A 23,575-nucleotide genomic window follows, 5' to 3' on the forward strand; every position below is an offset into this window, starting at 1 on the left:
TCAATCACCCATATCAGTGAGTGTTGTAACAAATACCTCGAAAGGGTTTTCCCGGGCGATACGGTCACCGTCATGTCTGTCGACACCGTGTCCCTGACCGGCTGGGGCCGCACCGCCCCGACGACCGCCGTGCGTTTCCGCCCCCGTTCGTACGAGGAGGCGGCGGCGACGGTACGCGGCTGCGGGCCCCGCGGCTCCATCGCCCGGGGCCTCGGCCGGGCGCACGGCGACGCGGCCCAGAACGCGGGCGGCTCCGTTCTCGACATGACCGCGCTCAACCGGATCCGCGCCGTGGACGCCGCCGCCGGGCTCGTGGTCTGCGACGCCGGGGTCAGCCTGCACCGGCTGATGGAGGTCCTGCTGCCGCTCGGCTGGTTCGTCCCGGTCACGCCCACGACCCGGTACGTCACCGTGGGCGGCGCGGTCGGCGCCGACATCCACGGTCACAACCAGCATGTCTCGGGTTCCTTCTCCCGGCACGTCCAGGAGCTGGAACTGCTGACCGCCGAGGGCGAGATCCGTACCGTCCGCCCCGGCACCGCGCTCTTCGACGCGACCGCGGGCGGCCTCGGCCTGACCGGGGTGATCCTCTCGGCCACGCTCCGGTGCCACCGCGTCACCAGCTCATGGATGTCGGTCGACACCGAACGCGCCGTCGACCTGGACGACCTGCTGGATCGGCTCGCCGCCGGGGACCACCGCTACCGCTACTCGGCCGCTTGGATCGACCTCCGCGCCCGCGGCCGGGCGACGGGGCGTTCCGTACTCACCCGGGGAGAGCACGTACCCCAGTACGCGCTACCGGCGCGCGCCCGGCGCACACCGCTCTCGTTCCGCCCGGGGCCGCTGCCGGCCGCCCCCGCCCTCGTGCCGGAGGCGCTGCTCGGCGGCGCCCCGGCCGCCCTGCTCAACGAGGTGCGGTACCGCGGCGCGCCCAAGTACCGGATCGGTGAACTCCGGCAGCTCGCCGCGTTCTTCCACCCCCTGGACGGCCTGCCGCACCGCGACCGGATCCATGGGCGGGCCGGATCCGTGCGGTACCAGTTCGCCGTCGGCCACGGCCGGGAGGAGACGCTGCGCCGGATCGTGCACCGGATCTCCCGGCGGCGCTGGCCGTCGATGAACGCCGTGCTCAAACGGTTCGGTGCCGGGGATCCGGGCTGGCTGTCGTTCCCGACGCCCGGCTGGACGCTCGCCCTCGGCCTGCCCGCCGCCCTGCCCGGACTGGCCGGATTCCTGAACTCGCTGGACGAGGAGGTGGCGGCGGCCGGTGGCCGGGTCTGTCTGGCGAAGGACTCCCGGCTCCGGCCGGAGCTGCTGGCCGCGATGTATCCGAGGCTGGCCGACTTCCGGTCGCTCCGTGCCGAGCTGGACCCGGCCGGGGCCTTCCGCTCGGACCTGTCGCGCCGTCTGTCGCTCTGACGCCGCCGCCTCCCCCGACCTCCCACACCCGAACCGCCCACGTCTGAAAGGGGTGTCTTCGTGAAGGACGCCTTCGGAGCCCCGCAGTCCCTGCTCGTCCTCGGCGGCACGTCGGAGATCGCGCTGGCCACCGCCCGGCGGCTGATCGCCCTGCGGACCCGCACGGTCCGGCTGGCCGGACGCCCCGGCCCCGCCCTCGACGCGGCCGCCGCCGAACTGCGCGCCCGCGGCGCCGACGTCCGTACAGTCGGCTTCGACGCCCTGGACGCCGAGTCCCACGAGACCACCCTCGGCAAGATCTTCGCCGAGGGCGACATCGACATGGTGCTGCTCGCCTTCGGCATCTCCGGCGACCAGGGCCGCGACGAGGAGGAGCCCCTGTCCGCGGTCCGGGTCGCCCAGACCAACTACACCGGGGCCGTCTCCGCCGGGCTGGTGTGCGCCGGCGCACTCCAGGCGCAGGGGCACGGCTCGCTGGTGGTGCTCTCATCGGTGGCGGGCGAACGCGCCCGCCGCGCCGACTTCATCTACGGGTCCAGCAAGGCGGGCCTGGACGCGTTCACGCAGGGGCTGGGGGACGCGCTGCACGGGACCGGGGTGCATGTGATGGTCGTGCGCCCCGGCGTCGTACGCCCGGAGCCGGCCCCGGAAGCGGTGCCTGCCGCGCGGGCCGAGCCGCCGTCGCCCGCGCCGGCCCGGAGCGGGGCGGCGCTGCTAGCCCCGGCCCGGGGCGGGGCGGCACGCTCGGCATCGGCCCGGATCACCGCGGCACGCTCGGCATCGGCCCGGATCACCGCGGCGCGCTCGGCATCGGCCCGGTTCGCCTCGGCGCCGCTGGAGGCGCCGTCCCTGACCACGACGCCGGACGCGGTCGCGGAGGCCATCGTGGCGGGTCTGCGGCGGCGTTCGGAGACGGTGTGGGTGCCCGGGTCGCTGCGTGCGGTGATGTCGGCGCTGCGGCACGTACCGCGCCCGCTGTTCCGGCGCCTGCCGCTCTGAGCCGGCGGCGCCGGGGCGGTACGGGGTCGCTCAGGGGTGCAGGGAGGGCTCGTCCACGGATGAGCCGCCCTGCGCGGGCACGGCTGGGGTGCCGCCCCCGGCGTCGAACGGGAACTCGTTGATCTTGCGCCAGACGCTGTCCGAGCCCTGCTCGTACAGCGCGAAGGAACCGCAGGTCCAGGCCGCCTCGTAGTCGGCGAGCTCGGCGTACGCCCGGTCCATCGCCTCCTCGGCGATGTCGTGCGCCACGGTCACATGCGGGTGGTACGGGAACTGGAGCTCGCGGACCAGCGGCCCGGAGGCGTCCCGGACCCGCTTCTGCAGCCAGGTGCAGGCCGAGGCGCCCTCGACGACCTGCACGAAGACGACCGGCGAGAGGGGACGGAAGGTCCCCGTGCCGGACAGCCGCATCGGGAAGGGGCGGCCGCCCGTCGCGATCCGGGCGAGGTGCGCCTCGATCGCGGGCAGGTCGGCCGCCTCGGCCTCGGTCGGCGGGAGAAGGGTGACGTGGGTGGGAATGCCGTACGCGGCAGGGTCCCCGAAGCTCGCGCGCCGCTCCTGGAGCAGGCTGCCGTAGGGCTCCGGGACCGCGATCGAAACGCCGAGCGTTACGGTCCCCACGTGGTCCTCCTCAATGCTCGATGGTCGATGGCCTGCTTTCGGCCATCCACCGGGTTCAGCTTCCCGTCGCCAGTGTGACGCCTGCGGCAGTGAAACCGCCAGGGTCCTTGGACTCAGTGCTTCGCGGGCAGAAAGCCCATCCGGTCGTACGTCCGGGCCAGGGTCTCCGCCGCGACGGCACGGGCCTTCTCCGCGCCCTTGGCCAGGATCGAGTCCAGCGTCTCCGGGTCGTCCATGTATTCCTGGGTGCGGGTCCGGAAGGGTGTGACGAACTCGACCACGACCTCGGCGAGGTCGGTCTTGAGCGCACCGTAGCCCTTGCCCTCGTACTTCTGCTCCAGATCCGCGATACCGGTGCCCGTGAGTGTCGAGTAGATGGTCAGAAGATTGCTGACACCGGGCTTCTCCACCGGGTCGAAGCGGATGACCGTGTCGGTGTCGGTGACCGCGCTCTTCACCTTCTTGGCGGTGGCCTTCGGCTCGTCCAGAAGGTTGATCAGGCCCTTCGGGGTGGCCGCCGACTTGCTCATCTTCGCCGACGGGTCCTGGAGGTCGTAGATCTTCGCCGTCTCCTTGAGGATGTACGGGTTCGGCACGGTGAACGTGTCGCCGTAGCCGGCGTTGAACCGCTCGGCCAGGTCGCGGGTCAGCTCCAGGTGCTGGCGCTGGTCCCCGCCGACCGGGACCTGGTCGGCCTGGTACAGCAGGATGTCGGCCACCATCAGCATCGGGTACGTGAAGAGACCGACCGTGGTCCGGTCGGTGCCCTGATTGGCGGACTTGTCCTTGAACTGCGTCATCCGCGACGCCTCGCCGAAGCCGGTGAGGCAGTTCATGACCCAGCCGAGCTGGGCGTGCTCGGGGACGTGGCTCTGGACGAAGAGCGTGCAGCGCTCCGGGTCGAGACCTGCGGCGAGCAGCTGGGCGACGGCGAGCCTGGTGTTCGCGCGCAGTTGCGCGGGGTCCTGCGGGACAGTGATCGCGTGCAGGTCCACAACCATGTAGAAGGCGTCGTGGGAGTCCTGCAGCGCCACCCACTGGCGGACCGCGCCGAGGTAGTTGCCGAGGTGGATCGAACCCGAGGTGGGCTGGATCCCGGAGAGCACACGGGGGCGTTCAGAGGCCATGGAACTCATTGTCTCAGGTGCGGACGCCGGGCCCCGACCGGCCTGGCGCGCCGGGAAATACAGGTTTCCTCGCCACTGATCCGACCAACGATACAAAGTGGGCACCACCCCCGCCCGCCCCACGACGAACGGAGATCCCGTGTCGACCACGGAAACCGCCATCGCCTCCGCCGAGGCGCACAGCGCGCACAACTACCATCCGCTGCCCGTCGTCGTCGCCACGGCGGACGGGGCCTGGATGACCGATGTCGAGGGCCGCCGCTACCTCGACATGCTCGCCGGCTACTCGGCGCTCAACTTCGGACACGGCAACCGGCGCCTGATCGACGCGGCCAAGGCGCAGCTGGAGCGGGTGACGCTCACCTCACGTGCTTTCCACCACGACCGGTTCGCCGACTTCTGTACGCAGCTCGCCGAGCTGTGCGGCATGGAGTCGGTGCTGCCGATGAACACCGGGGCGGAGGCCGTGGAGACCGCGGTGAAGACGGCCCGCAAGTGGGGGTACCGGGTGAAGGGCGTCCCGGACGGCATGGCGAAGATCATCGTCGCCGCGAACAACTTCCACGGCCGCACGACCACGATCATCAGCTTCTCCACGGACCCGGAGGCGCGGGAGGACTTCGGCCCGTACACGCCGGGGTTCGAGATCGTGCCGTACGGGGATCTCACGGCGCTCCGGGAGGCGATGACCGAGAACACCGTGGCGGTGCTGATGGAGCCGATCCAGGGCGAGGCCGGGGTGCTGGTGCCGCCGCCCGGCTATCTCCCCGGGGTGCGCGCGCTCACCCGCGAGCGGAACGTGCTGTTCATCGCGGACGAGATCCAGTCGGGCCTGGGCCGGACCGGGAAGACCTTCGCCTGTGAGCACGAGGGCGTGGTGCCGGACATGTATGTGCTCGGCAAGGCGCTGGGCGGCGGTGTGGTGCCGGTGTCGGCGGTGGTCTCGTCGCAGGACGTGCTCGGGGTGTTCCGGCCCGGTGAGCACGGTTCGACGTTCGGCGGCAATCCGCTCGCCTGCGCGGTCGCGCTGGAGGTCATCGCGATGCTGCGCACCGGCGAGTTCCAGCAGCGGGCGGCCGAGCTGGGCGAGCACCTGCACCAGGAGCTCGGGCTGCTGGTGGGCGGCGCGGTGCAGGAGGTGCGCGGCCGCGGGCTGTGGGCGGGGGTCGACATCGCCCCGGGCCACGGCACCGGCCGGGAGATCTCCGAGAAGCTGATGGACCGAGGGGTGCTGGTCAAGGACACCCATGGCTCGACGATCCGGATCGCCCCGCCGCTGGTGATCAGCAAGGAGGACCTGGACTGGGGCCTGGAACAGCTCCGGGCCGTGCTGCGCGGCTGAGCCCCCGGGCGGCCGGGCGGGCCGGGGCCCGTCCGGCCGGCCCGCCCTGGCAGACTCCGCACCGTGAGACCCGACCTGACGCAGTTGCGTGACCTGATCGAGGAGTCACCGGGGTTCGGCCGCGGGCCCGCGGGCGGCGTGCCGGAGGCCCTGATCCGCGAGGCCGAGGCGCGCGTCGGGCCGCTGCCGCCGTCGTACCGGTGGTGGCTGGCCGAGTACGGCCACGGACGGGCCGGGGACGCGGACATCGCGACGGTGGCGCCCGCCGGGTCCGGCGAGTCCAGCGGGTCCAGCGGGTCCAGCGGGTCCGGCGAGTCCAGCGAGTCCAGCGAGTCCGGCGAGTCCAGCGGGTCCAGCGGGTCCAGCGGGTCCAGCGGGTCCAGCGGGTCCAGCGGGTCCAGCGGGTCCGGCGACGATCCGGCCGACGATCCGGCGGGCGATCCGGCGGGCGATCCGGCGGGCGATCCGGCCGACGAGATGTACGAGGCCGTCACCGCGGGCTGGCGGCGGGACTGCGAGCGGCTCTGCTTCGCCGTCGAGCCGGACTGCGGCGGCCAGTTCCGCTTCGCCCTGGACCGGGCGGGCGAGGACGGGGAGTACCCGGTGGTCGGGCGGGACGGCGCGGACGGGTGCGAGTACCCGGTCGCGGAGTCCTTCGCCGGATTCCTGGCCGTCCGGGCGGCGCTGTCGCGCGGTCTGCGGGACGGCCCCAATCCTGCGATCGCCCGGCTGTGGCGGTCGACGCCCGGTGTGCTGCTCGACAACGGCGTGCACGTCTACGGCCCGCACCTGATCCAGGAACGCAACGAGACCTTCGAGGTGCCCCGGTACGCGCCCGGCTGGGTGCTGGTCGGGGACGACAGCGGCGGCGACGGGCTCTTCATGCGCCGCCACGGCCGCGACCGCACCACCCTGTACCGGCTGGGCCTGGGCGCGGCCGGCGAGGACATCGGGGCGGCGGGCGAGCCGGTCACGGACGATCTGCTCGGCTGGCTGCGCGCGGGCGGGCCGCTGCCCGGCTGAGGACGGCCCTCAGAGGATGACGTGCGGCAGGAAGCGGGCGTACTCGTCCGTGACCGGACCGGCCGATTCGCGGATGCCGAGCCCGGCCGCCTCGTCCTCGACGACCCAGGCGCCCAGCACCACGCGGTTGCCGTCGAAGTCCGGCAGCGGTGCCAGCTCCTGGTAGCAGCACGGCTCGTCCCGCAGCACCGCGGGGCTTCCCGGCTCATGGATCGTGACGCCGTCGCCCTCGCGGCCGAGCAGCGGCTTGGCCACATAGCCGCGGCCGCCGTCGCCCGGGTCCGCCGCGAGTTCACGGGGACCGTCGAGGTAGGAGGGCAGCAGGTTCGGGTGGCCCGGGTAGAGCTCCCAGAGGATCGCCAGCAGCGCCTTGTTGGACAGCAGCATCTTCCAGGCGGGCTCGATCCAGCAGGTGGTACCCGTACCGCCGCCGTTGTCGAGGGTGTCGAGCACATGCGGGCCGAACCGGTCGGTCGCCAGCCACTCCCACGGATACAGCTTGAAGCAGCTCCGGACGAACCGGAGCCGGTCGTCGACGAACCGCCCGCTCAGCCGGTCCCAGCCGATCTGCTCGACGGAGAGCGCCTCCGTGTCGATGCCGGCCTGTTCCGCGGTCTCGCGCAGATACGCGACCGTCATCAGGTCCTCGCCCAGCTCGTCCCCGTCGGAGTGCGCGAAGTGCAGCGGCCCCGGCGGCAGCAGGGGTGCCTGCCGCTTCCAGGCCGCGACGAGCCGTTCGTGCAGCGAGTTCCACTGGTCGGCGCCCGGGAAGCGGTCCTCCATCCAGAACCACTGGGCGCTCGCGGCCTCCACCAGGGAGGTGGGGGTGTCCGCGTTGTACTCCAGCATCTTCGCCGGGCCGGTGCCGTCGTAGCACAGGTCGAACCGGCCGTACAGGGACGGCAGTTCGTCCCGCCGCTGCCAGGACTGGGCGATCAGACCGGTCAACCGCCGGTCGGTAATGCCGAGTTCGGCGAAGCGGTCCTGCTCCACGATGTACGCGGCCGCGGCCAGACACATGGTGTGCAGTTCCTCGACGACGCCCTCCAGCGCCTCGACCTCGGGCAGCGAGAAGACGTAGTGGGCGCTCTCGTCCCAGTACGGGCGCAGCGATCCGTCCGGGTAGCGGGTGAGCGGGAAGACGATGCCCTGTTCCTCCACCGTCCGCTGCCAGCCGGGGCGGGGTCGTATGGTACGGCGTTCCATGCCGGTTCAGCCGCCGCCGGTGCCCGAGCAGCCGAAACCGCCGCGGTCGACCGCGGACTTGTCGAAACTGCCGCCCTCCACCTTGCCGTTCTTGCTGCTGCCGCCGTAGTAGTACGAGCCCTTGCCGTTCTTGCACTCGTAGCTCGGCAGCTTGTCCCGGGTCAGCGGGTCGACACACCGCTTGTCCGGCTCCGAACCGCAGGACGTGATCATCGCCGCGAGCACCCCCATGCCGCCGAGCACGACCGTGCTCGACCTCAGCCTGCGTGCCATGTTTCCGACTCCCCCGTGCGTACGAATCAAGCCATTGCGACCACCCGTCAGATTAGATGCCTGCCGATGTCGGCGGGAAGCGGGTGCACCGGACGTCCACACGTACCCGGCGTCCACAAGTAGATTCACTATGTGATCTTCGGGATGATCTGCTCGCTCGGTGCCGCCGTCTGCTTCGGCACCGCCTCGGTCCTCCAGGCCGTCGCCGCGCGGGCCGCCGCCGAGCCGGGGTCGGACGCGGGGGTAGATCCGGCGCTGCTGCTGCGCGCCCTGCGCCAGTGGCGGTACGTCGCCGGACTCGCCCTGGACGGCTGCGGTTTCGTCCTCCAGATCATCGCCCTGCGTTCCCTGCCCATCTACGCGGTCGGCGCCGCGCTGGCCGCGAGCCTCGCGGTGACGGCGGTGGTCGCCGCGCGGCTGCTCGGGGTGCGGCTGAGCGGCGTCGAGTGGAGCGCGGTCGGCGTCGTCTGCGCGGGCCTCGGCATGCTGGGCCTGTCGTCCGGCGGCGAGGGCCACGGGACTGGTTCGGCCGCCCTGGCCTGGTCGATGCTGGGGATCGCGCTGGGCATCCTGCTGATCGGCGCGGCGGCCGGCCGGCTCCCGGAGCGGCTGCGGGCGCTCGTGCTGGGGCTCGGCGCGGGCTGCGGCTTCGGGGTGGTGGAGGTCACGGTCCGGCTGATCGACGACGTGTCCCCGGCCGCGCTGCTCGCCGACCCGGCCGCATACGCGCTGCTGCTGGGCGGCGGTTCGGCGTTCCTGCTGCTGACCTCGGCCCTGCAACGCGGTTCGGTGACGACGGCGACGGCCGGCATGGTGCTCGGCGAGACGATCGGCCCGGCGCTGGTGGGCGTGGTCTGGCTCGGCGACCGGACCCGCGAGGGCCTGGAGTGGGTGGCGGTCGCCGGCTTCGTGGTCGCGGTGGCGGGCGCGCTGGCCCTGGCCCGCTTCGGCGAGGCCCCGGCGGACGCCCGGGGACCGGCGGACGACGCGGCCGAGCGGGCCCGCTGCGAGAAGTGACCCGCACGGGGTGCTCGGAAGGCCAGCCCGCGCCGGGTGCCCGACCGGATCACCGGGACCGTCGTCGGCTTCGGCGTCCGGCCGGCGTTCGGCGACCGAGCGGGCCGCCGGGGTCCTCCGACCGCCGCTGAACCTCAGGGCAGCACCCGGCAGAGCGCGTCCAGCGCGCCCGGCCAGGCGCTGTCGGTGGGGGTCCCGTAGCCGATGACCAGCGCGTCGCGGCCCGGACCGGCGTCCGGGTGCCGGAAGTGGGAGATCCCTTCCAGGGCCAGGCCCTGCCACGCCGCCGCCCGGAGCACCGACGGCTCGGTGCCCTCGGGCAGTTCGAGCACGGCGTGCAGCCCGGCCGCGATGCCGCTGACCCGGACGCCGGGGGCCCGTTCCGCCAGGGCCGCGACGAGCTGGTCGCGGCGGCGCCGGTAGCGCAGCCGCATCGAGCGCACATGCCGGTCGTACGCGCCCGACTCGATGAACTCCGCGAGCGTCAGCTGGTCCAGCGCGCTCGACGACCAGTCGCTCATCCCCTTGGCCTCGGACACCTCGCCCACCAGCGAATCCGGCAGCACCATCCACCCCAGGCGCAGCCCGGGTGCCAGCGATTTGCTCGTCGTACCCAGGTGCACCACGCGTTCGGGGTCGAGCCCCTGGAGCGCTCCGACCGGCTGCCGGTCGTAGCGGAACTCGCCGTCGTAGTCGTCCTCCAGGATCAGCCCGCCCGTGCCGCGCGCCCAGTCCACGGCCGCGGCCCGCCGGTCGGGGTGGAGCGGCACACCCGTCGGGAACTGGTGCGCGGGCGTCATCAGTACCGCGCCCACGCCACGCAGGGCGGCCAGTTCGCCGGTCCGCGCGCCGAGTCCGTCGACCGGCAGACAGGGCAGCCGCAGCCCGGCGTCCGCGAGCAGCTTGCGGTGGATGTCCAGCCCGTACGACTCGACGGCCACCTCCCGCACCCGCCGTTTGCGCAGCACCGGCCCCATCAGTTTCAGCGCGTGCACGAAACCGGCGCAGATCATGATCCGCTCCGGGTCCGCGTACACGCCGCGGGCCCGTGCCAGATAGCCGGCGAGCACGGTGCGCAGCTCGATGCGCCCGCGCGGATCGCCGTACCCGAAGGCGTCGTTGGGCGCGGCGGACAGTGCGCGCCGGGACGCCTTGAGCCAGTCGGAGCGCGGGAACGTCGAGAGGTCGGGCGACCCGCCCAGCAGGTTGTGGGCGGGCCGGGACCGCGCCGCGCGGGCGCGTACGGTCCGGCCGGCCGGCGGGCGCGGCTCGGCCCGCTGCGCCACCCTGGTGCCCGAGCCCTGCCGGGCGGTGAGCCACCCCTCGGCGACCAGCTCCGCGTAGGCGTCGGCGACGGTGTTCCGGGCGATGCCCAGGTCGGCGGCGAGGCCGCGGGAGGACGGCAGCCGGGTGCCGGGCGTCAGCCGCCCCGTCCGTACGGCCTCGCGCAGCGCGTCCATGAGACCGGCCCGCAGCCGTGGTGCCCCGGTCGTCTCAAGATGCAGGTCGGCGCCGAAAGTGGCCCATGAATCTGTCATGGAAATGGACCATACCCGTGTGCCATCTGCCGCGTAATGTCGTACCCATGACGACGAACGAGCACAGCCACCCGACCTCCGAGCTCAACTCCGAGCACACCCCCCGCCTGCAGAACTGGGCCGGGCTCGCCCCCGATGTCTACAAGGCGCTGGTCCGGCTGGACGCGGCGTCCCGCAAGGGCCTCGACCCGGTCATCGGGGAGCTGGTGAAGATCCGCGCCTCGCAGCTGAACCACTGCGCGTTCTGCCTCGACATGCACACCAAGGACGCGCTCGCGGCCGGTGAGTCCGTCGAGCGGATCGTCCAGCTCAGCGCCTGGGAGGAGTCGCAGCACTTCTACACGCCCAAGGAGATCGCGGCCATCGAGCTGACCGAGGCCGTGACGGTGCTGACCGACGGTTTCGTGCCGGACGAGGTGTGGGAGAAGGCTTCGAAGCACTTCGACGAGACGGAGCTCGCCCATCTCATCGCCGCGATCACGACGATCAACGCCTGGAACCGCTTCGCCGTGACCACCCGCATGGTCCCCGGTCACTACCAGCCGGGCCAGATCAAGCACTGACCTCCCGCAGGCCCGCACCACGCACCGCCACTCCCCGACACCCGCACAGGAGCCCCGCGTGACCGCATCCGTCCTCCGCGCCCTGCACCACGGCCGCGCCCCCGGCGACCCGCTGGTCGTCCCCGGCCCGTGGGACGCGGGCAGTGCGCGGGTCTTCGTAGAGGCGGGCTTCCCGACGCTCGCCACACCGAGCGCCGGGGTCGCGGCCTCGCTCGGCTACGAGGACGGGGAGACGCCCGCCGACGAGATGTTCGCGGCCGTGGCCAGGATCGTGCGGGCCGTCCCGGCCTCCGTGCCCGTCTCGGCGGACATCGAGGCGGGTTACGGACTGGCGCCGGCGGAGCTGGTGGAGCGGCTCCTGGAAACCGGGGCCGTCGGCTGCAATCTGGAGGACTCGGCGGACGGCGGCCTCGTGGACGCCCGGCGGCAGGCGGACCGGCTCGCGGCGGTGCGGGCGGCCGCGGGCGACGCGCTCTTCGTGAACGCCCGCGTCGACACCTACGTCCGGGGGGTTCCCGAGGACACGGACGTGGAGACGGAGACCGTCCGGCGCGCCCTGCTGTACGTGGCGGCGGGCGCGGACTGCGTCTACCCGATCGTGGCCCCGCCCGAGGCGCTGCCCGCCCTCGCGGCCGCCGTCCCGGCCCCGCTCAACGTCTTCGCCCGCCCGGACGGCCCGCCACCGCGCCGGCTGGGCGAGCTGGGCGCCACCCGGATCACCTTCGGCCCCGGGCTCCAGCGCCGGGCGATGGCGGCGGTACGGGAGATCGCGGACGGGCTGCGGAAGGGCTGAGCGACACGGGCTGAGCGACACGGGCTGAGTGACAAGGGCTTAGCACTCAGGCGCTCCGGCCGCCGAAGGCGGCCAGGGTCCGTTCCAGCATCGGCATCGCCCGCACCACCCGGCGGGAACGGATCAGGGCGTCCCAGGCGGGTTCGAACTTCTTCCAGCCGCCCGAGTACGCCAGGTGCCTGAGCCGTTCGTGGGTGCCGGGCTGGGCGGCCGCACCGCGCCAGATGTTGGACCACCGGTAGAAGTCGCGGTACGCGCGCCAGTACCCGTCCTCCAGCTGGCGCGGCGTCATGCCCTTCGGGCGGTAGACGACATGGCGGGTGTCGTAGAGGTCCCAGTCCCGGTGGACGATCCGGTCCTCGGCCTCCATCTGCTTCCACAGTCCGGTGGACGGATACGGCGTCATGATGTGGAAGGTGGCCGTCTCGATGCCCTGTTCGACGGCCCACTCCACCGTACGGTCGAAGACGTCCGGGCCGTCGTGGTCGAGCCCGAAGACGAAGCTCGCGTTGACCATGACCCCGGCGTCATGGAGCCGGCGGACGGCGGCCGCGTAGTCCTTGCCGATGTTCTGGTCCTTGCGGCGCTCGGCGAGGTTCGCGCTGTTGACGGTCTCGAAGCCGACGAACAGGCTGCGCAGCCCCGCCGCCACGGCCCGCTCAAGCAACTCCGGCTGGAGCACGGACTTCACCGTGCCGGCGGCCTGCCAGAGCCGCCCCATGCCGGCCATCCCGTCGAAGAGCGCCTCGGCGAAGCGCCGGTTGCCGAGCAGATGGTCGTCCAGGAAATACAGATGTCTGCCGGGCAGCCGCTCGATCTCGGCGAGCGCGTCGTCCACCGCCTGGGTGTAGAAGGACTTCCCGCCCTCGAAGAAGGCGTCCTTGTAACAGAAGTCGCAGTGGTGCGGGCAGCCGCGCGAGACCACGATCGAGTTCGGTACGAGATACAGCTGCCGCTTGATCAGGTCGCGCCGGACCGGCGGCAGCCCGGCCAGGGTGCGCAGCTTCGAGTCGTACCGGCGGCCCGGCGCCCCGGCGCGGAACTCCTTGAGGAACAGCGGCCAGGTGTCCTCGCCGGGCCCGGTGAAGATCGTGTCGGCATGGGCGGCGGCCTCGTCCGGGAGCGAGGTCACATGGAGGCCGCCCATGGCGACGTGGACGCCCCGGGCCCGGAAGTGGTCGGCGATCTCGTAGCCGCGCCGCGCGGAGGTGATGTACGGCTGGACGACCAGGAGATCGGGGCTGTCGAGCGCCTCGATGTCCACCCGCTCCACGTGTTCGTCCAGGAGCGTCACTTCGTCGTCCGGGCCGAGGTACCCGGCGAGGGTCGCCAGGCCGAGCGGCGGGAAGAGCGAGTACTTGATGGGGCGGAACAGCGGGCTGGTCGCCTCGGTCAGTGCCGGAAGGATCATCGTCACGCGCATGACAGCGCAGACTCGGGAACGGGTGCGGTCAGTTCCCGGCCACCGCCGCCCGGACATGCCGCCGCCCCCGGCAGCGGTGCGGCCGGGGGCGGCGGTGTACGCCTCGCAGGGCGTACGGATCAGATCAGGCCGAGCTCGCGGACCGCGTCGCGCTCCTCGGTGAGCTCCTTCACCGACGCGTCGATGCGCGCACGGGAGAACTCGTTGATGTCCAGGCCCTGGACGATCTCGTACTTGCCGTCCCTCGTGGTGACCGGGAAGGACGAGATGATGCCCTCGGGCACACCGTAGGAACCGTCCGACGGGATACCCATGGAGGTCCAGTCGCCCGCGGCGGTGCCGTTGACCCAGGTGTGCACGTGGTCGATGGCGGCGTTGGCGGCCGAGGCGGCGGAGGACGCGCCACGGGCCTCGATGATCGCGGCGCCGCGCTTGGCGACGGTCGGGATGAAGGTGTCGGCCAGCCACGCCTCGTCGTTGACGAGCTCGGCGGCGTTCTTGCCGGCGACCTCGGCGTGGAAGATGTCGGGGTACTGGGTCGCCGAGTGGTTGCCCCAGATCGTCAGCTTCTTGATGTCGGAGACGGCGGCGCCGGTCTTGGCGGCCAGCTGCGAGATCGCGCGGTTGTGGTCGAGGCGGGTCATCGCGGTGAAGCGCTCGGCCGGTACGTCCGGGGCGGCGGCCTGCGCGATGAGCGCGTTGGTGTTGGCCGGGTTGCCGACGACGAGGACCTTGATGTCGTCCGCGGCGTTGTCGTTGATGGCCTTGCCCTGCGGCTTGAAGATGCCGCCGTTGGCGGAGAGCAGGTCGCCGCGCTCCATGCCCTTCGTACGCGGGCGGGCGCCGACCAGCAGCGCGACGTTGGCACCGTCGAACGCCTTGTTGGCGTCGTCGGTGATCTCGATGCCGCGCAGCAGCGGGAAGGCGCAGTCGTCGAGCTCCATCGCGGTGCCCTCGGCGGCCTTCAGACCCTGCGGGATCTCCAGGAGACGCAGGTTGACCGGCACGTCCGGGCCGAGCAGGTGGCCGGAGGCGATGCGGAAGAGCAGCGCGTAGCCGATCTGGCCGGCTGCGCCGGTCACGGTGACATTCACGGGAGTGCGGGTCATGGCGATCTCCGTTAGACAGCTGGCGGTGGGGGTCCCTGCCCCTGGTGCTGGACATCCCTGATCTGAATCTTGATGTGAAGAGATATCCAGCGATCAGGCTATCCGACCCGGAACCCCCCGGCGGCCCTGCCCCCTGTGGCACCGCACACAACCCGTCACACAGCGCTCACCCGGCCGAATCCCGGTCACCCCGGAGGCGCGGCCCGGCAGTGACCCGGTGGCCTGGCGGTGACCCGGTGGCGGCCCAGTGCGGCCAGGCGGCGGCTCCCGTACGGACCGTCGTCAGCGCGCCGGCCCGGTCAGCAGCACCACCGCGACCAGCACCAGCAGCGTGCCGACCACGCCCGCCAGGAGCACGGCCTGCCGTCTCCGGCGGCCGGTGGGGCACACCACGGCCGGTCCAGCCGGGGATATCCCCGCGCCACCCGTACCGCCCGCATCGCTTGTACCGCCCGCGTCGCCCCCGTCGCCCGTGCCGGGGATCCTGACGCTCAGCACCGTCATGTCCTGGCGCGGCTCGGGACGGCTCCACGCCCGCTCAGCCAGCTCCCACATCGTCGTCAGGTGCGCCTGGCTGGTGCCCGTCGCTTCGGCGAGCGCCACGACCGCCCCCTTCGGCGCGAGCAGCCGCCCGTTCGGATACCGCTCCCACGAGGTCCTGCTGCAGCCCGTGCGGTCGGCCACCGCGGCGATGCTCAGCCCCCTGCGGTCGACGAGCCTGCGCAACTGGCCGGCGAACTCCCTGACCTGCGCATCGAGTTCGTCCGACAGCGCCTTCCAACGAGGCATCGCTCCCCCTTGCCCGGGTCCGGTGATTCTTCCGTTCCGGACTACCCAGGAGCGGGCGCGAACGCGGGGCGGCGGGTCATCGGCACGGGGCGCACAGGGGGTGTTCGGAGCCCTGCGATCCACTGCCTCGCGCCCCCGCACCCCGCCCCTGCTCGCCGCCCCCGGTCCCGGTCCCGGCACTCCGTTGCCGGACGATCACACGGTGGCGGAATGGTCACTTCCGTGCCACAGGCGACAGGCATCCCTTGAACGGCCTCACCCCATCGACCAGGCTGAAGTCCGGACGGGGCAAGGCCGCTCAAGTCACCGCATCCCGGGGCGTTCTGCGTTCCGGCGGGCCCCGTCACCGGTGTCCGTCCCTCCTCGGGGGAGGGGACGGACACCGCTTCTTCCGTGAGGCGCCTTCATGCCCGAGGCGCCGCCCGCCCCGCGGGCGGGCTCAGCGGATGGTGAAGTGGACCGCCTGTTCCAGGAACGGGATGTCCAGCCACGGCTTGGGCTGCGCCACCAGCGCGAGCATCACGATGAGGAAGCCGAGCAGCCCGTAGGTCACCAGGTCGGTGAAGCGGGAACGTACCGCCAGCATGCCCACCGAAGGCACCACCAGCCGCAGCACGGCGCCCCCGATGAGGGCCGCACCGATCAGCATCGTGCCGACCCGGAACGCCTCGGCGAACGGGTCGACGGCCACGATCAGCAGCCCGATCCCGGCCGTGCAGAGCACGGCGAGCAGCGGCCACTGGCGGGCCGGGGCCGGCGCGTCCCCGGACGCGGCCCGGCCGCCGCCCTCGGGGCGCGCGGTGTCCCGGGTGAACGACGGGAAGCGCCGCGACGGGCGCGGGGCCGCGCCCGTACCACCGTCGCCCGCCCCTTCACGGACGCCGCCTTCACGGACGCCGTCCTCACGAGCGTCACCGTCACCGGTGTCACCGTCACCAGTGACACTCATGTCGGCGTCACGGGCGTCGGCGTCACGGTTCGCGGCCCGATCCGGTGCGGCCGCGTCCGCCGCTTTCTCACCCGTGCCCGGCTCGTCCGCCCGGGACGACGCCGCGGGCGTGCCGTCCGCCTCGGCGGACGGGTCGGCCGGACTCGTACCAGCACCCATGGGGTTCCCTCCGGATCGGGTCGGCCGGCTCAGACGGCCGCGGCCGCGTCGCGCTCGGCCGCCTCGACCACGTTGACGAGGAGCTGGGCGCGGGTCATCGGGCCGACACCGCCCGGGTTCGGGGAGAGCCAGGCGGCGACCTCGGCCACGCCCGGGTGGACGTCCCCGACGATCTTGCCGTTCTCGTCGCGGCTGACGCCGACGTCGAGCACTGCGGCGCCCGGCTTCACGTCCTCGGGCTTGATGATGTGCGGCACCCCGGCGGCGGCCACGATGATGTCGGCCTGCTTGAGCTGGGCGGAGAGGTCACGCGTACCGGTGTGGCACTGGGTGACGGTGGCGTTCTCGGACTTACGGGTCAGCAGCAGCGGGATCGAGCGGCCGATGGTGACACCGCGGCCGACGACCACGACGTGCGCCCCGTTGATCTCCACGTCGTGGTGGCGGAGCAGCTGGACGACACCCTGCGGGGTGCAGGGCAGCGGGCCGGTCTCGTTCAGCACGAGGCGGCCGAGGTTCATCGGGTGGAGGCCGTCGGCGTCCTTGGCCGGGTCCATCAGCTCCAGGACGCGGTTGGTGTCGATCCCCTTGGGCAGGGGCAGCTGCACGATGTAACCCGTGCACTCGGGGTTGGCGTTGAGCTCCCGTACGACGTCCTCGATCTCCTCCTGGGTGGCGGTGTCGGGGAGTTCGCGCTGGATGGAGGCGATGCCGACCTGCGCGCAGTCGCGGTGCTTGCCGTTCACGTACCACCGGCTGCCCGGGTCGTCCCCGACGAGCAGGGTTCCCAGGCCAGGGGTGATGCCCTGTGCCTTGAGGGCCGCCACGCGGACGGTGAGATCGGACTTGATCGCGGCTGCGGTGGCCTTGCCATCGAGAATCTGGGCAGTCATGTCCCCATACTCGCGGATGACCCCGCCCGCGTACCAATTCGGGTACTGGGGGTGCACGCGATGTTGCACTTGCGCAACATCGACCGTCGCGACTGGACAAACTTACATTCCGCTTATAACGATTATGGCCGCAGTGCCGCAGAAGTACCCGGGGGGCGGACCACTGACTCTTCTTTCCTCCGTGCGGCCGCATCGTCCCCGCACGCACGTTGGAGGAACGCCCAGATGAGTTTCGGCGACCCGAACCCGAATCCGAACAACCCTTACGGCCAGCAGCCGAACCAGCCGCCGCAGGGTCAGCCCGGTTACGGCTACCCGCAGCAGGCTCCGCAGGGCGTGCCGCCGCAGCAGGGCCAGCCGGGCTACGGCTACCCGCAGCAGCCGGGCCAGCCCCAGGGCCAGCCGGGTTACGGCTACCCGCCCCAGCAGCCGGGCGGCACCCTCCAGGCCAACAACGGCTACATAAACGTGGCGGGTCTCGGCACCGTCGAACTCGCCACGATGGGGCGTCGCCTGGGCGCGCGTGCGCTGGACGGCGTCGCGTACGGCATCCTCTACGCGATCTTCTCGGCGATCGGCGTCGCGAGCCTGGTGGGCGCCTCCAAGTCCATCGACGACTGCAGCAGCAGCGCGTACGGCACCGAGGCCTACAACCAGTGCATGAACGACGCGGCCGACGCCAGCGTCGGCATCCTCGCGGGCTTCTTCGGCTTCATCGCCGTGTTCGCGCTGATCGCGCTGCTCTACGAGTGGCTGATGGTCTCCATCTGGGGCGCCACGCTCGGCAAGATGGTCCTCAACGTCAAGGTCGTCAAGGAGAGCACCGGCCAGGCCCCCGGCCTGGGTGCGGGCTTCATCCGCTGGATCATCCCGATGGTCGGCTCGCTCTTCTGCGGTCTCGGCACGCTGCTGGTCTACCTCTCCCCGTTCTTCGACAACTCGGGCAAGCTCCAGGGCTGGCACGACCGCGCCGGCAGCACGATCGTCATCAAGACGAAGTGAGCGCGCTGAAGGTGTAACCACCCTCACCGCAATCGCGAAGGCCGCCAATTCCCTACTCGCTCGTGGGGATTGGCGGCCTTCCGTCTTACCCGGGCTGCCCGGGTGCGGCTCGTATCAGTGGAAGAAGTGCCGCGTACCCGTGAGGTACATCGTCACGCCCGCCTTCTTCGCGGCCTCGACCACCAGCTCGTCACGGACCGAACCGCCGGGCTGGGCCACGGCCCTGATGCCCGCGGCGGTCAGGATCTCCAGCCCGTCCGGGAACGGGAAGAACGCGTCGGAGGCGGCGTACGAACCGCGCGCCCGCTCCTCGCCCGCCCGCTCGACGGCCAGCTTCGCGGAGTCGACCCGGTTGACCTGGCCCATGCCGACGCCGACCGAGGCGCCGCCCTTGGCGAGCAGGATCGCGTTGGACTTGACCGCGCGGCAGGCCTTCCACGCGAAGGCGAGCTCCTTCAGCTCGTCCTCGCTCAGGGCCTCACCGGTGGCGAGGGTCCAGTTGGCCGGGTCGTCGCCGTCGGCCTGGAGGCGGTCGGTGACCTGGAGCAGCGCGCCGCCGTCGACCGGCTTGACCTCGACCTCGGCGGACGGGGCGTCGGGGCAGCGCAGCACCCGGATGTTCTTCTTGCGGGCCAGGACCTCGACCGCGCCGTCCTCGTACGCCGGGGCAACGATGACCTCGGTGAAGATCTCCGCGACCTGCTCGGCCATCTCGACGGTCACCGGGCGGTTGACGGCGATGACGCCGCCGAAGGCCGACAGCGGGTCGCAGGCGTGCGCGTTGCGGTGCGCCTCGGCGACGTCACCGGCGATCGCGATGCCGCACGGGTTGGCGTGCTTGATGATCGCGACGCACGGCTCGGCGTGGTCGTACGCGGCCCGGCGCGCGGCGTCGGTGTCCGTGTAGTTGTTGTACGACATCTCCTTGCCGTGCAGCTGCTCCGCCTCGGCCAGGCCACCGGTGCCGGAGGTGTAGAGCGCGGCGGGCTGGTGCGGGTTCTCGCCGTACCGGAGCACGTTCTTGCGCTCGTACGTCGTGCCGAAGAAGTCGGGGAAGCCCGAGTCGTCGGCGGCGGCGTAGTCGTCCGCGAACCAGGAGGCGACGGCCACGTCGTACGCGGCGGTGTGCTGGAACGCCTCGGCGGCCAGCCGCTTGCGGGCGGTCAGGTCGAAGCCGCCCGCCGCGACCGCGGCTAGGACGTCGGCGTACCGCTCGGGGCTGGTGACGACGGCCACGGACGGGTGGTTCTTGGCGGCGGCGCGGACCATGGACGGGCCGCCGATGTCGATCTGCTCCACGCACTCGTCGGCGGAGGCGCCGGAGGCGACGGTCTCCTTGAACGGGTAGAGGTTCACGACCACCAGGTCGAACGGCTCCACGCCGAGCTCGGCGAGCTGCTCGCGGTGGGCGTCCAGACGGAGGTCGGCGAGGATGCCGGCGTGGACGCGGGGGTGCAGCGTCTTGACGCGGCCGTCGAGGCACTCGGGGAAGCCGGTGAGCTCCTCGACCTTGGTGACCGGCACCCCGGCTGCGGCGATCCTCCCGGCGGTGGAGCCGGTGGAGACCAGCTCGACACCGGCCTCGTGCAGACCGCGGGCGAGGTCTTCGAGCCCCGTCTTGTCGTAGACACTGACCAGGGCGCGGCGGATGGGCTTATTCACCGACATGACCGAGATGAACCTTTCGTCCCTCAATGCGATAGCCGTCACGGGCGAGCCGCCCCACGGCCTCGACGAGCAGCTTGCGCTCGACTTTCTTGATGCGTTCGTGGAGGGCCGCTTCGCCCTCCGCCGTGTCCTCTTCGGTCACCTCGACCACGCCCTGCGCGATGATCGGACCGGTGTCGACGCCGTCGTCGACGAAGTGGACGGTGCACCCGGTGACCTTCACGCCGTACGCGAGCGCGTCGCGCACTCCGTGGGCACCGGGAAAGCTGGGAAGCAGGGCGGGGTGGGTGTTGATGAACCGGCCGCCGAACCGGGCGAGGAACTCCTTGCCCACGATCTTCATGAATCCGGCGGACACCACGAGGTCGGGGCGGTGCTCGGCCGTCGCGGCCGCGAGCGCCGCGTCCCACTCCTCGCGGGTGGCGTGGTCCTTGACCCGGCACACGAAGGTCGGCAGCCCGGCTCGCTCCGCCCGTTCCAGACCGACGATGCCGGGGCGGTCGGCGCCGACCGCGACGATCCGCGCGCCGAAGCCCTCGGGGTCGTCGCCGATGGCGTCGAGCAGGGCTTGAAGGTTCGTACCCGAACCGGAGACCAGTACGACCAGGCGTGCGGGGGCGGCGGAAGGGGGCGGGGAGGCCACGGCTGGGCCCTTTCTCGCGTGGTGGTTCTCGCGTGGTGGAGCAGAGCGACGCTGATTTGTATGGTCGTACGAAAGAACTGAGCCCCTCGATACGGGGAACTCTACGAACCAGCCGACCGTCAGCAACGATACCGGCACCTCGCAGGACCCCCACGGGACGGGGGTGGACGGCGGCCGGCCCGGCTCCGGGGAGCGGCAGCGGGCCCGGGGGGGCGAATATCGGCTGCCCGGCCCCGCTCCCAGCTTTCGGCCGCTCCTGGCCGGGAGGTAGCGTCAGGGGACAGCGAACCGTCCGCAGGGCGGAAATGACGAGATGGGGAAGACGTTCACCACATGCCGGACCGACGCCACCGCACCGCCTTCCGCCAGCCGCTGCCCGAGCGGACCTCACTGCTGATGCGGGAACGCCAGTCCCCCACGGGCTCCTCTTCTTCCTCTTCCTCCTCCGGAGGTTCTTCCTCTTCCTCCTCCGGAGACCCCGACACCTCCGGGTCCTCCGGCCGGACGGACGAGAACCCCTTCGCCGCTCCCCCCGAGAACCGGCCCGACCAGCCCTGGCAGCCCCGCCGCCCCTCGAACACCGGAAACGGGAACGGGAACGGCGACGGGAACGGCTCCGCCGAGGGCGGCTCCTCCGACGACCGGCCCGCCTGGGGCGGCCAGTGGAGCAGCCGGCAGCCCGGCCGTCAGAGCGGCGGCTTCGGCGGCCGCCCCGGAGGTCAGGGCGGTTCGAACGGCCAGGGCGGGCCCGAGGGCAGCCCCGGCGGGCTGCGCTGGGACCCGACCGACCCCGCCCAGCGCCGTGCGCGCTACGCGCTGCTCGGTGGCATGTGGGCCTTCTTCTTCGCCCTCTTCGACTTCCCTGAGATCGCCCTGCTGCTCGGCGCGCTCTCCGCGTACTGGGCGATCAGCGCGCTGCGGTCGAAGCCGAAGAGCGCCTCCGCCGCGGCGGCCGACGGCTCCGACCAGGCGTCGGCGTCGGCCGCCGCCCGGACGGCCGGTGCCGCCGCTCCCGGGCGGGTTCCGGCGGCCGGCTCCGCGCCGGGCGCCCCCACCGCTCCGACCGGTGGCCGGCAGCAGACCACCGCGGCGGTGAGCGGCCTGGTGACGGCGCTGCTCGCGCTCTCGATCGTCGCGACGACCTACACGGTGCAGCTGGTCTACCGCGACTACTACACCTGCGTGAACGACGCCCTGACCAAGACCGGCCGGCTGTCCTGCAACGACCAGCTGCCGAAGCCGCTGGAGCCCTTCTTCGGAGTCAAGGACTAGAGCGCCGAGCGCCTCGGGCGTTCAGCCGTTTCCGGACGGCCCGGCCCCATCGGGCCGGGCCGTCCGCTCGTGCCAGGGGTCGGTCGGCAGGAAGTCGTACGGCTCGAAGCCCTCGTCCCGGTCCGGAGCGGACGCGCGGGCGGCGGGCGGCGCCACGGGCGCCGATGCCGCCGCAGCGGGACGGGGAGCGGGAGCGCCTGCGGACGCGGCGTCGGCCTCGCTCCCCGGTGCCGCCCCTGCCACGGCGCCGCCGCCCCGGCGCCCGGACCACTGCCACCACCGCCGGTCGCCGCCGTGCGATTCGCGCCGCGCCTCCTCGTGGGCGGGGGCAGGGGCCTGGGCTCGGGCAGGGGCCTGGGCGAGGGCGGAGGCGGACACCGGCGCCGGGACCGGGACCGGGACCGGACGCGGGTTCCCGGCCGCCTCCCCTTCCCCATCCATGGAGGCGCCGGGCTCCCGCAGCCGCCAGGCCCTCAGCAGCAGCGCGCCGGGGACGCCGAGCAGCACCGTCCATGCCAGGGCCGCCGCACCCGTGAGCCACCACACCGGCCCGAACTCCGCCAGCGCCCGGGTGCCGAGCGGGCCCCCGGCTGCCGCCGCCAGCACCGCCGTACCGGCCCCGCACCCCACCGCCGCCAGGCCCGCCACCAGCGCGGTCTCCCGCGGGCTCCAGGCGTCCTCCCGCGCGGCGCCCGGCGGCGCGGCCCGCCGTACGGTGAACCAGGCGACCGTCACCCCGGCCGCGACCGGCACCGCGGCGGCCGACCAGTTCAGGGCCGTCCCCGGGCCCTCGGCGGGCATCGCGGCGAGCAGCGGGAAGCCGGGCAGCGCCGGGCGCCCCGAGAAGGCGAGCGGGGTGACCGTGGACGCCGTACCGAGGGCGAAGCCCGGCCCGAGCCCGTACGCCGCACCCCACACCGCCGCGTTCGGCACCAGCACCAGCGCGAGCAGGAAGACCGAGACCCGGCCCGCCCAGTCGCCCGCGAGCTGGACGAACGACTGCTGGGCGGGGTGCGCGTGCCACATCAGCGCCACCGCGACGAGCAGCGCCCCGCCACCGAGCAGCACCGACACCCCGGCCGCCGCCGTCCGGCACGCCGTCCCCGCGTGCTCCCTGAACCGGCCGCGCGCCAGCGCCTCGTGCAGGCTCACCGGCGCCCAGGACGGCGGCGGCCCGACCGGTCGCCCGGCCGCCGTCCAGACCCCGGCGGCTGCCGCGCCCGCCACCACGAGCGCGGCCGGGAAGAGCAGCGACGGCGGGTGCACGGACAGCGGACCGCCCCGCCCGTAGTACGCGACGGCCGCCCCGACCAGCAGATATCCGGTGACGACCATGGCGAACGCCTCCGCCGCCGAGGGGACCGGGCGCCCCTCCTCGGGCACCAGGACGTCCCGCGCCGCACGGTGCACCAGCCACACCGGCACCACGGCGAGCAGCAGCGGAACGAGGCCCACCGGGGCGGGGACCCCGCTGAGCGTGTCGGCCCTGATCAGCTCGGCGCCGTGGGCGAGCAGCCAGAGCCCGGCCGCCGCGTGGAGCGCGCCACCGGGGCTGCTGTCGGAGGCTGGGGAGCTGATCCACAGCGCCAGGACAAGGACGGTGATCGAGCCCACTCCCAGCCCGGCCGCAACCGCTCCACGCAAAAGGGCGAACGCCAGCACGGCGGACCGGCTCTGCTCGGCCGACAACGACGGGCTGCTTCCGGTCACTTGGGTCACCCGGCCATGCTCCCAACGACACGCG

At 72.7% G+C, this 23,575-nt stretch carries 21 protein-coding genes and 1 pseudogene; 9 read left to right on the forward strand and 13 right to left on the reverse strand.

From position 1 onward, the window contains the following. Positions 1 to 72 precede the first annotated feature (72 nt). Positions 73 to 1,422: an FAD-binding oxidoreductase gene (locus ABZ622_RS01070; protein ID WP_360539128.1), complete on the forward strand. Its 1,350-nt coding sequence runs from the start codon at positions 73 to 75 to the stop codon at positions 1,420 to 1,422. Positions 1,423 to 1,482: 60 nt separating this feature from the next. Then, positions 1,483 to 2,421 (forward strand): SDR family NAD(P)-dependent oxidoreductase, encoded by a 939-nt coding sequence (locus tag ABZ622_RS01075; RefSeq protein WP_360539131.1) that lies wholly within the window; start codon positions 1,483 to 1,485, stop codon positions 2,419 to 2,421. 30 nt (positions 2,422 to 2,451) lie between these two features. Here the strand turns inward: ABZ622_RS01075 and ABZ622_RS01080 are convergent, their stop codons facing one another. Together ABZ622_RS01080 and trpS are read right to left on the reverse strand one after the other, a co-directional pair. Next, the gene (locus tag ABZ622_RS01080) at positions 2,452 to 3,042 is read right to left on the reverse strand and encodes a 2'-5' RNA ligase family protein (protein ID WP_360539134.1); all 591 of its coding nucleotides are present in this window, start codon (positions 3,040 to 3,042) and stop codon (positions 2,452 to 2,454) included. 113 nt (positions 3,043 to 3,155) lie between these two features. Next, on the reverse strand, positions 3,156 to 4,169 hold the full coding sequence (gene trpS / locus ABZ622_RS01085; RefSeq protein WP_266913163.1) for a tryptophan--tRNA ligase: 1,014 nt from the start codon (positions 4,167 to 4,169) through the stop codon (positions 3,156 to 3,158). Positions 4,170 to 4,308: 139 nt separating this feature from the next. On the opposite strand from trpS, the gene rocD reads away from it, so the two are divergent. Together rocD and ABZ622_RS01095 are read left to right on the forward strand one after the other, a co-directional pair. After that, positions 4,309 to 5,511 carry an ornithine--oxo-acid transaminase gene (gene rocD, locus ABZ622_RS01090; protein WP_360539137.1) on the forward strand — a complete coding sequence of 401 codons (1,203 nt, stop codon included), beginning with the start codon at positions 4,309 to 4,311 and terminating at the stop codon, positions 5,509 to 5,511. A 63-nt stretch (positions 5,512 to 5,574) separates the two neighbouring features. Next, positions 5,575 to 6,534, forward strand: coding sequence for an SMI1/KNR4 family protein (locus ABZ622_RS01095; RefSeq protein ID WP_360539140.1), 960 nt, complete (start codon positions 5,575 to 5,577; stop codon positions 6,532 to 6,534). Between the two features lie 9 nt (positions 6,535 to 6,543). Here ABZ622_RS01095 and ABZ622_RS01100 read toward each other — a convergent pair whose 3' ends face one another. Then, positions 6,544 to 7,740 (reverse strand): glutathionylspermidine synthase family protein, encoded by a 1,197-nt coding sequence (locus ABZ622_RS01100; RefSeq protein ID WP_360539142.1) that lies wholly within the window; start codon positions 7,738 to 7,740, stop codon positions 6,544 to 6,546. Between the two features lie 6 nt (positions 7,741 to 7,746). Continuing rightward, complete coding sequence (locus ABZ622_RS01105; protein WP_351255764.1) at positions 7,747 to 8,013, reverse strand: hypothetical protein; 267 nt, start codon at positions 8,011 to 8,013, stop codon at positions 7,747 to 7,749. A 144-nt stretch (positions 8,014 to 8,157) separates the two neighbouring features. On the opposite strand from ABZ622_RS01105, the gene ABZ622_RS01110 reads away from it, so the two are divergent. Then, positions 8,158 to 9,030, forward strand: coding sequence for a hypothetical protein (locus tag ABZ622_RS01110; RefSeq protein ID WP_360540214.1), 873 nt, complete (start codon positions 8,158 to 8,160; stop codon positions 9,028 to 9,030). A gap of 134 nt (positions 9,031 to 9,164) precedes the next feature. On the opposite strand, the gene ABZ622_RS01115 is transcribed toward ABZ622_RS01110, so the two are convergent. Further along, positions 9,165 to 10,568 (reverse strand): PLP-dependent aminotransferase family protein, encoded by a 1,404-nt coding sequence (locus tag ABZ622_RS01115; protein WP_360539146.1) that lies wholly within the window; start codon positions 10,566 to 10,568, stop codon positions 9,165 to 9,167. Between the two features lie 47 nt (positions 10,569 to 10,615). Here ABZ622_RS01115 and ABZ622_RS01120 point away from each other — a divergent pair, with 47 nt between their 5' ends. Both ABZ622_RS01120 and ABZ622_RS01125 read left to right on the forward strand, forming a co-directional pair. After that, entirely contained in the window at positions 10,616 to 11,131 is a 516-nt protein-coding gene (locus tag ABZ622_RS01120) for a carboxymuconolactone decarboxylase family protein (protein ID WP_360539150.1), read from the forward strand. A gap of 58 nt (positions 11,132 to 11,189) precedes the next feature. Continuing rightward, the gene (locus ABZ622_RS01125; protein WP_360539153.1) at positions 11,190 to 11,924 is read left to right on the forward strand and encodes an isocitrate lyase/phosphoenolpyruvate mutase family protein; all 735 of its coding nucleotides are present in this window, start codon (positions 11,190 to 11,192) and stop codon (positions 11,922 to 11,924) included. 46 nt (positions 11,925 to 11,970) lie between these two features. On the opposite strand, the gene ABZ622_RS01130 is transcribed toward ABZ622_RS01125, so the two are convergent. The 5 genes and pseudogenes from ABZ622_RS01130 to ABZ622_RS01150 all read right to left on the reverse strand — a co-directional run bounded on the left by ABZ622_RS01130 (position 11,971) and on the right by ABZ622_RS01150 (position 17,246). Beyond that, entirely contained in the window at positions 11,971 to 13,347 is a 1,377-nt protein-coding gene (locus tag ABZ622_RS01130) for a radical SAM protein (RefSeq protein ID WP_360539156.1), read from the reverse strand. A gap of 119 nt (positions 13,348 to 13,466) precedes the next feature. Next, positions 13,467 to 14,456 (reverse strand): malate dehydrogenase, encoded by a 990-nt coding sequence (locus ABZ622_RS01135; RefSeq protein ID WP_360539158.1) that lies wholly within the window; start codon positions 14,454 to 14,456, stop codon positions 13,467 to 13,469. A 480-nt stretch (positions 14,457 to 14,936) separates the two neighbouring features. Continuing rightward, positions 14,937 to 15,245 (reverse strand): annotated as a pseudogene (locus ABZ622_RS01140) (helix-turn-helix transcriptional regulator); the annotation flags it as partial. Between the two features lie 439 nt (positions 15,246 to 15,684). Then, positions 15,685 to 16,353, reverse strand: a complete 669-nt coding sequence (locus ABZ622_RS01145) for a DUF3017 domain-containing protein (protein ID WP_360539160.1) — start codon at positions 16,351 to 16,353, stop codon at positions 15,685 to 15,687. Positions 16,354 to 16,382: 29 nt separating this feature from the next. Further along, positions 16,383 to 17,246 (reverse strand): bifunctional methylenetetrahydrofolate dehydrogenase/methenyltetrahydrofolate cyclohydrolase, encoded by an 864-nt coding sequence (locus tag ABZ622_RS01150; protein ID WP_360539162.1) that lies wholly within the window; start codon positions 17,244 to 17,246, stop codon positions 16,383 to 16,385. Positions 17,247 to 17,471: 225 nt separating this feature from the next. On the opposite strand from ABZ622_RS01150, the gene ABZ622_RS01155 reads away from it, so the two are divergent. Then, on the forward strand, positions 17,472 to 18,248 hold the full coding sequence (locus ABZ622_RS01155) for an RDD family protein (RefSeq protein WP_360539164.1): 777 nt from the start codon (positions 17,472 to 17,474) through the stop codon (positions 18,246 to 18,248). A 114-nt stretch (positions 18,249 to 18,362) separates the two neighbouring features. Here ABZ622_RS01155 and purH read toward each other — a convergent pair whose 3' ends face one another. Together purH and purN are read right to left on the reverse strand one after the other, a co-directional pair. Next, positions 18,363 to 19,916, reverse strand: a complete 1,554-nt coding sequence (gene purH, locus ABZ622_RS01160) for a bifunctional phosphoribosylaminoimidazolecarboxamide formyltransferase/IMP cyclohydrolase (RefSeq protein WP_360539166.1) — start codon at positions 19,914 to 19,916, stop codon at positions 18,363 to 18,365. Then, entirely contained in the window at positions 19,903 to 20,559 is a 657-nt protein-coding gene (gene purN / locus ABZ622_RS01165; protein WP_124716853.1) for a phosphoribosylglycinamide formyltransferase, read from the reverse strand. The genes purH and purN overlap by 14 nt, the downstream gene beginning before the upstream one ends. A 333-nt stretch (positions 20,560 to 20,892) precedes the next feature. Here purN and ABZ622_RS01170 point away from each other — a divergent pair, with 333 nt between their 5' ends. Further along, complete coding sequence (locus ABZ622_RS01170; protein WP_360539168.1) at positions 20,893 to 21,831, forward strand: hypothetical protein; 939 nt, start codon at positions 20,893 to 20,895, stop codon at positions 21,829 to 21,831. A gap of 21 nt (positions 21,832 to 21,852) precedes the next feature. On the opposite strand, the gene ABZ622_RS01175 is transcribed toward ABZ622_RS01170, so the two are convergent. Then, positions 21,853 to 23,541 carry a DUF6350 family protein gene (locus ABZ622_RS01175; RefSeq protein WP_360540216.1) on the reverse strand — a complete coding sequence of 563 codons (1,689 nt, stop codon included), beginning with the start codon at positions 23,539 to 23,541 and terminating at the stop codon, positions 21,853 to 21,855. Positions 23,542 to 23,575 lie beyond the last annotated feature (34 nt).

This window comes from Streptomyces sp. NPDC007164, from assembly GCF_040634135.1.
GTDB classification, from domain to species: domain Bacteria; phylum Actinomycetota; class Actinomycetes; order Streptomycetales; family Streptomycetaceae; genus Streptomyces; species Streptomyces sanglieri.

What these genes read in the sequence shown, in the direction of transcription:
- ABZ622_RS01070 (WP_360539128.1), top strand. Translation starts at nt 73, where the DNA reads ATGTCTGTCGACACCGTGTCCCTGACCGGCTGGGGCCGCACCGCCCCG.
- trpS (WP_266913163.1), bottom strand. Translation starts at nt 4,169, where the DNA reads ATGGCCTCTGAACGCCCCCGTGTGCTCTCCGGGATCCAGCCCACCTCG.
- ABZ622_RS01100 (WP_360539142.1), bottom strand. Translation starts at nt 7,740, where the DNA reads ATGGAACGCCGTACCATACGACCCCGCCCCGGCTGGCAGCGGACGGTG.
- ABZ622_RS01105 (WP_351255764.1), bottom strand. Translation starts at nt 8,013, where the DNA reads ATGGCACGCAGGCTGAGGTCGAGCACGGTCGTGCTCGGCGGCATGGGG.
- ABZ622_RS01110 (WP_360540214.1), top strand. Translation starts at nt 8,158, where the DNA reads ATGATCTGCTCGCTCGGTGCCGCCGTCTGCTTCGGCACCGCCTCGGTC.
- ABZ622_RS01115 (WP_360539146.1), bottom strand. Translation starts at nt 10,568, where the DNA reads ATGACAGATTCATGGGCCACTTTCGGCGCCGACCTGCATCTTGAGACG.
- ABZ622_RS01120 (WP_360539150.1), top strand. Translation starts at nt 10,616, where the DNA reads ATGACGACGAACGAGCACAGCCACCCGACCTCCGAGCTCAACTCCGAG.
- ABZ622_RS01130 (WP_360539156.1), bottom strand. Translation starts at nt 13,347, where the DNA reads ATGCGCGTGACGATGATCCTTCCGGCACTGACCGAGGCGACCAGCCCG.
- ABZ622_RS01135 (WP_360539158.1), bottom strand. Translation starts at nt 14,456, where the DNA reads ATGACCCGCACTCCCGTGAATGTCACCGTGACCGGCGCAGCCGGCCAG.
- ABZ622_RS01145 (WP_360539160.1), bottom strand. Translation starts at nt 16,353, where the DNA reads ATGGGTGCTGGTACGAGTCCGGCCGACCCGTCCGCCGAGGCGGACGGC.
- ABZ622_RS01150 (WP_360539162.1), bottom strand. Translation starts at nt 17,246, where the DNA reads ATGACTGCCCAGATTCTCGATGGCAAGGCCACCGCAGCCGCGATCAAG.
- ABZ622_RS01155 (WP_360539164.1), top strand. Translation starts at nt 17,472, where the DNA reads ATGAGTTTCGGCGACCCGAACCCGAATCCGAACAACCCTTACGGCCAG.
- purH (WP_360539166.1), bottom strand. Translation starts at nt 19,916, where the DNA reads ATGTCGGTGAATAAGCCCATCCGCCGCGCCCTGGTCAGTGTCTACGAC.
- ABZ622_RS01170 (WP_360539168.1), top strand. Translation starts at nt 20,893, where the DNA reads ATGCCGGACCGACGCCACCGCACCGCCTTCCGCCAGCCGCTGCCCGAG.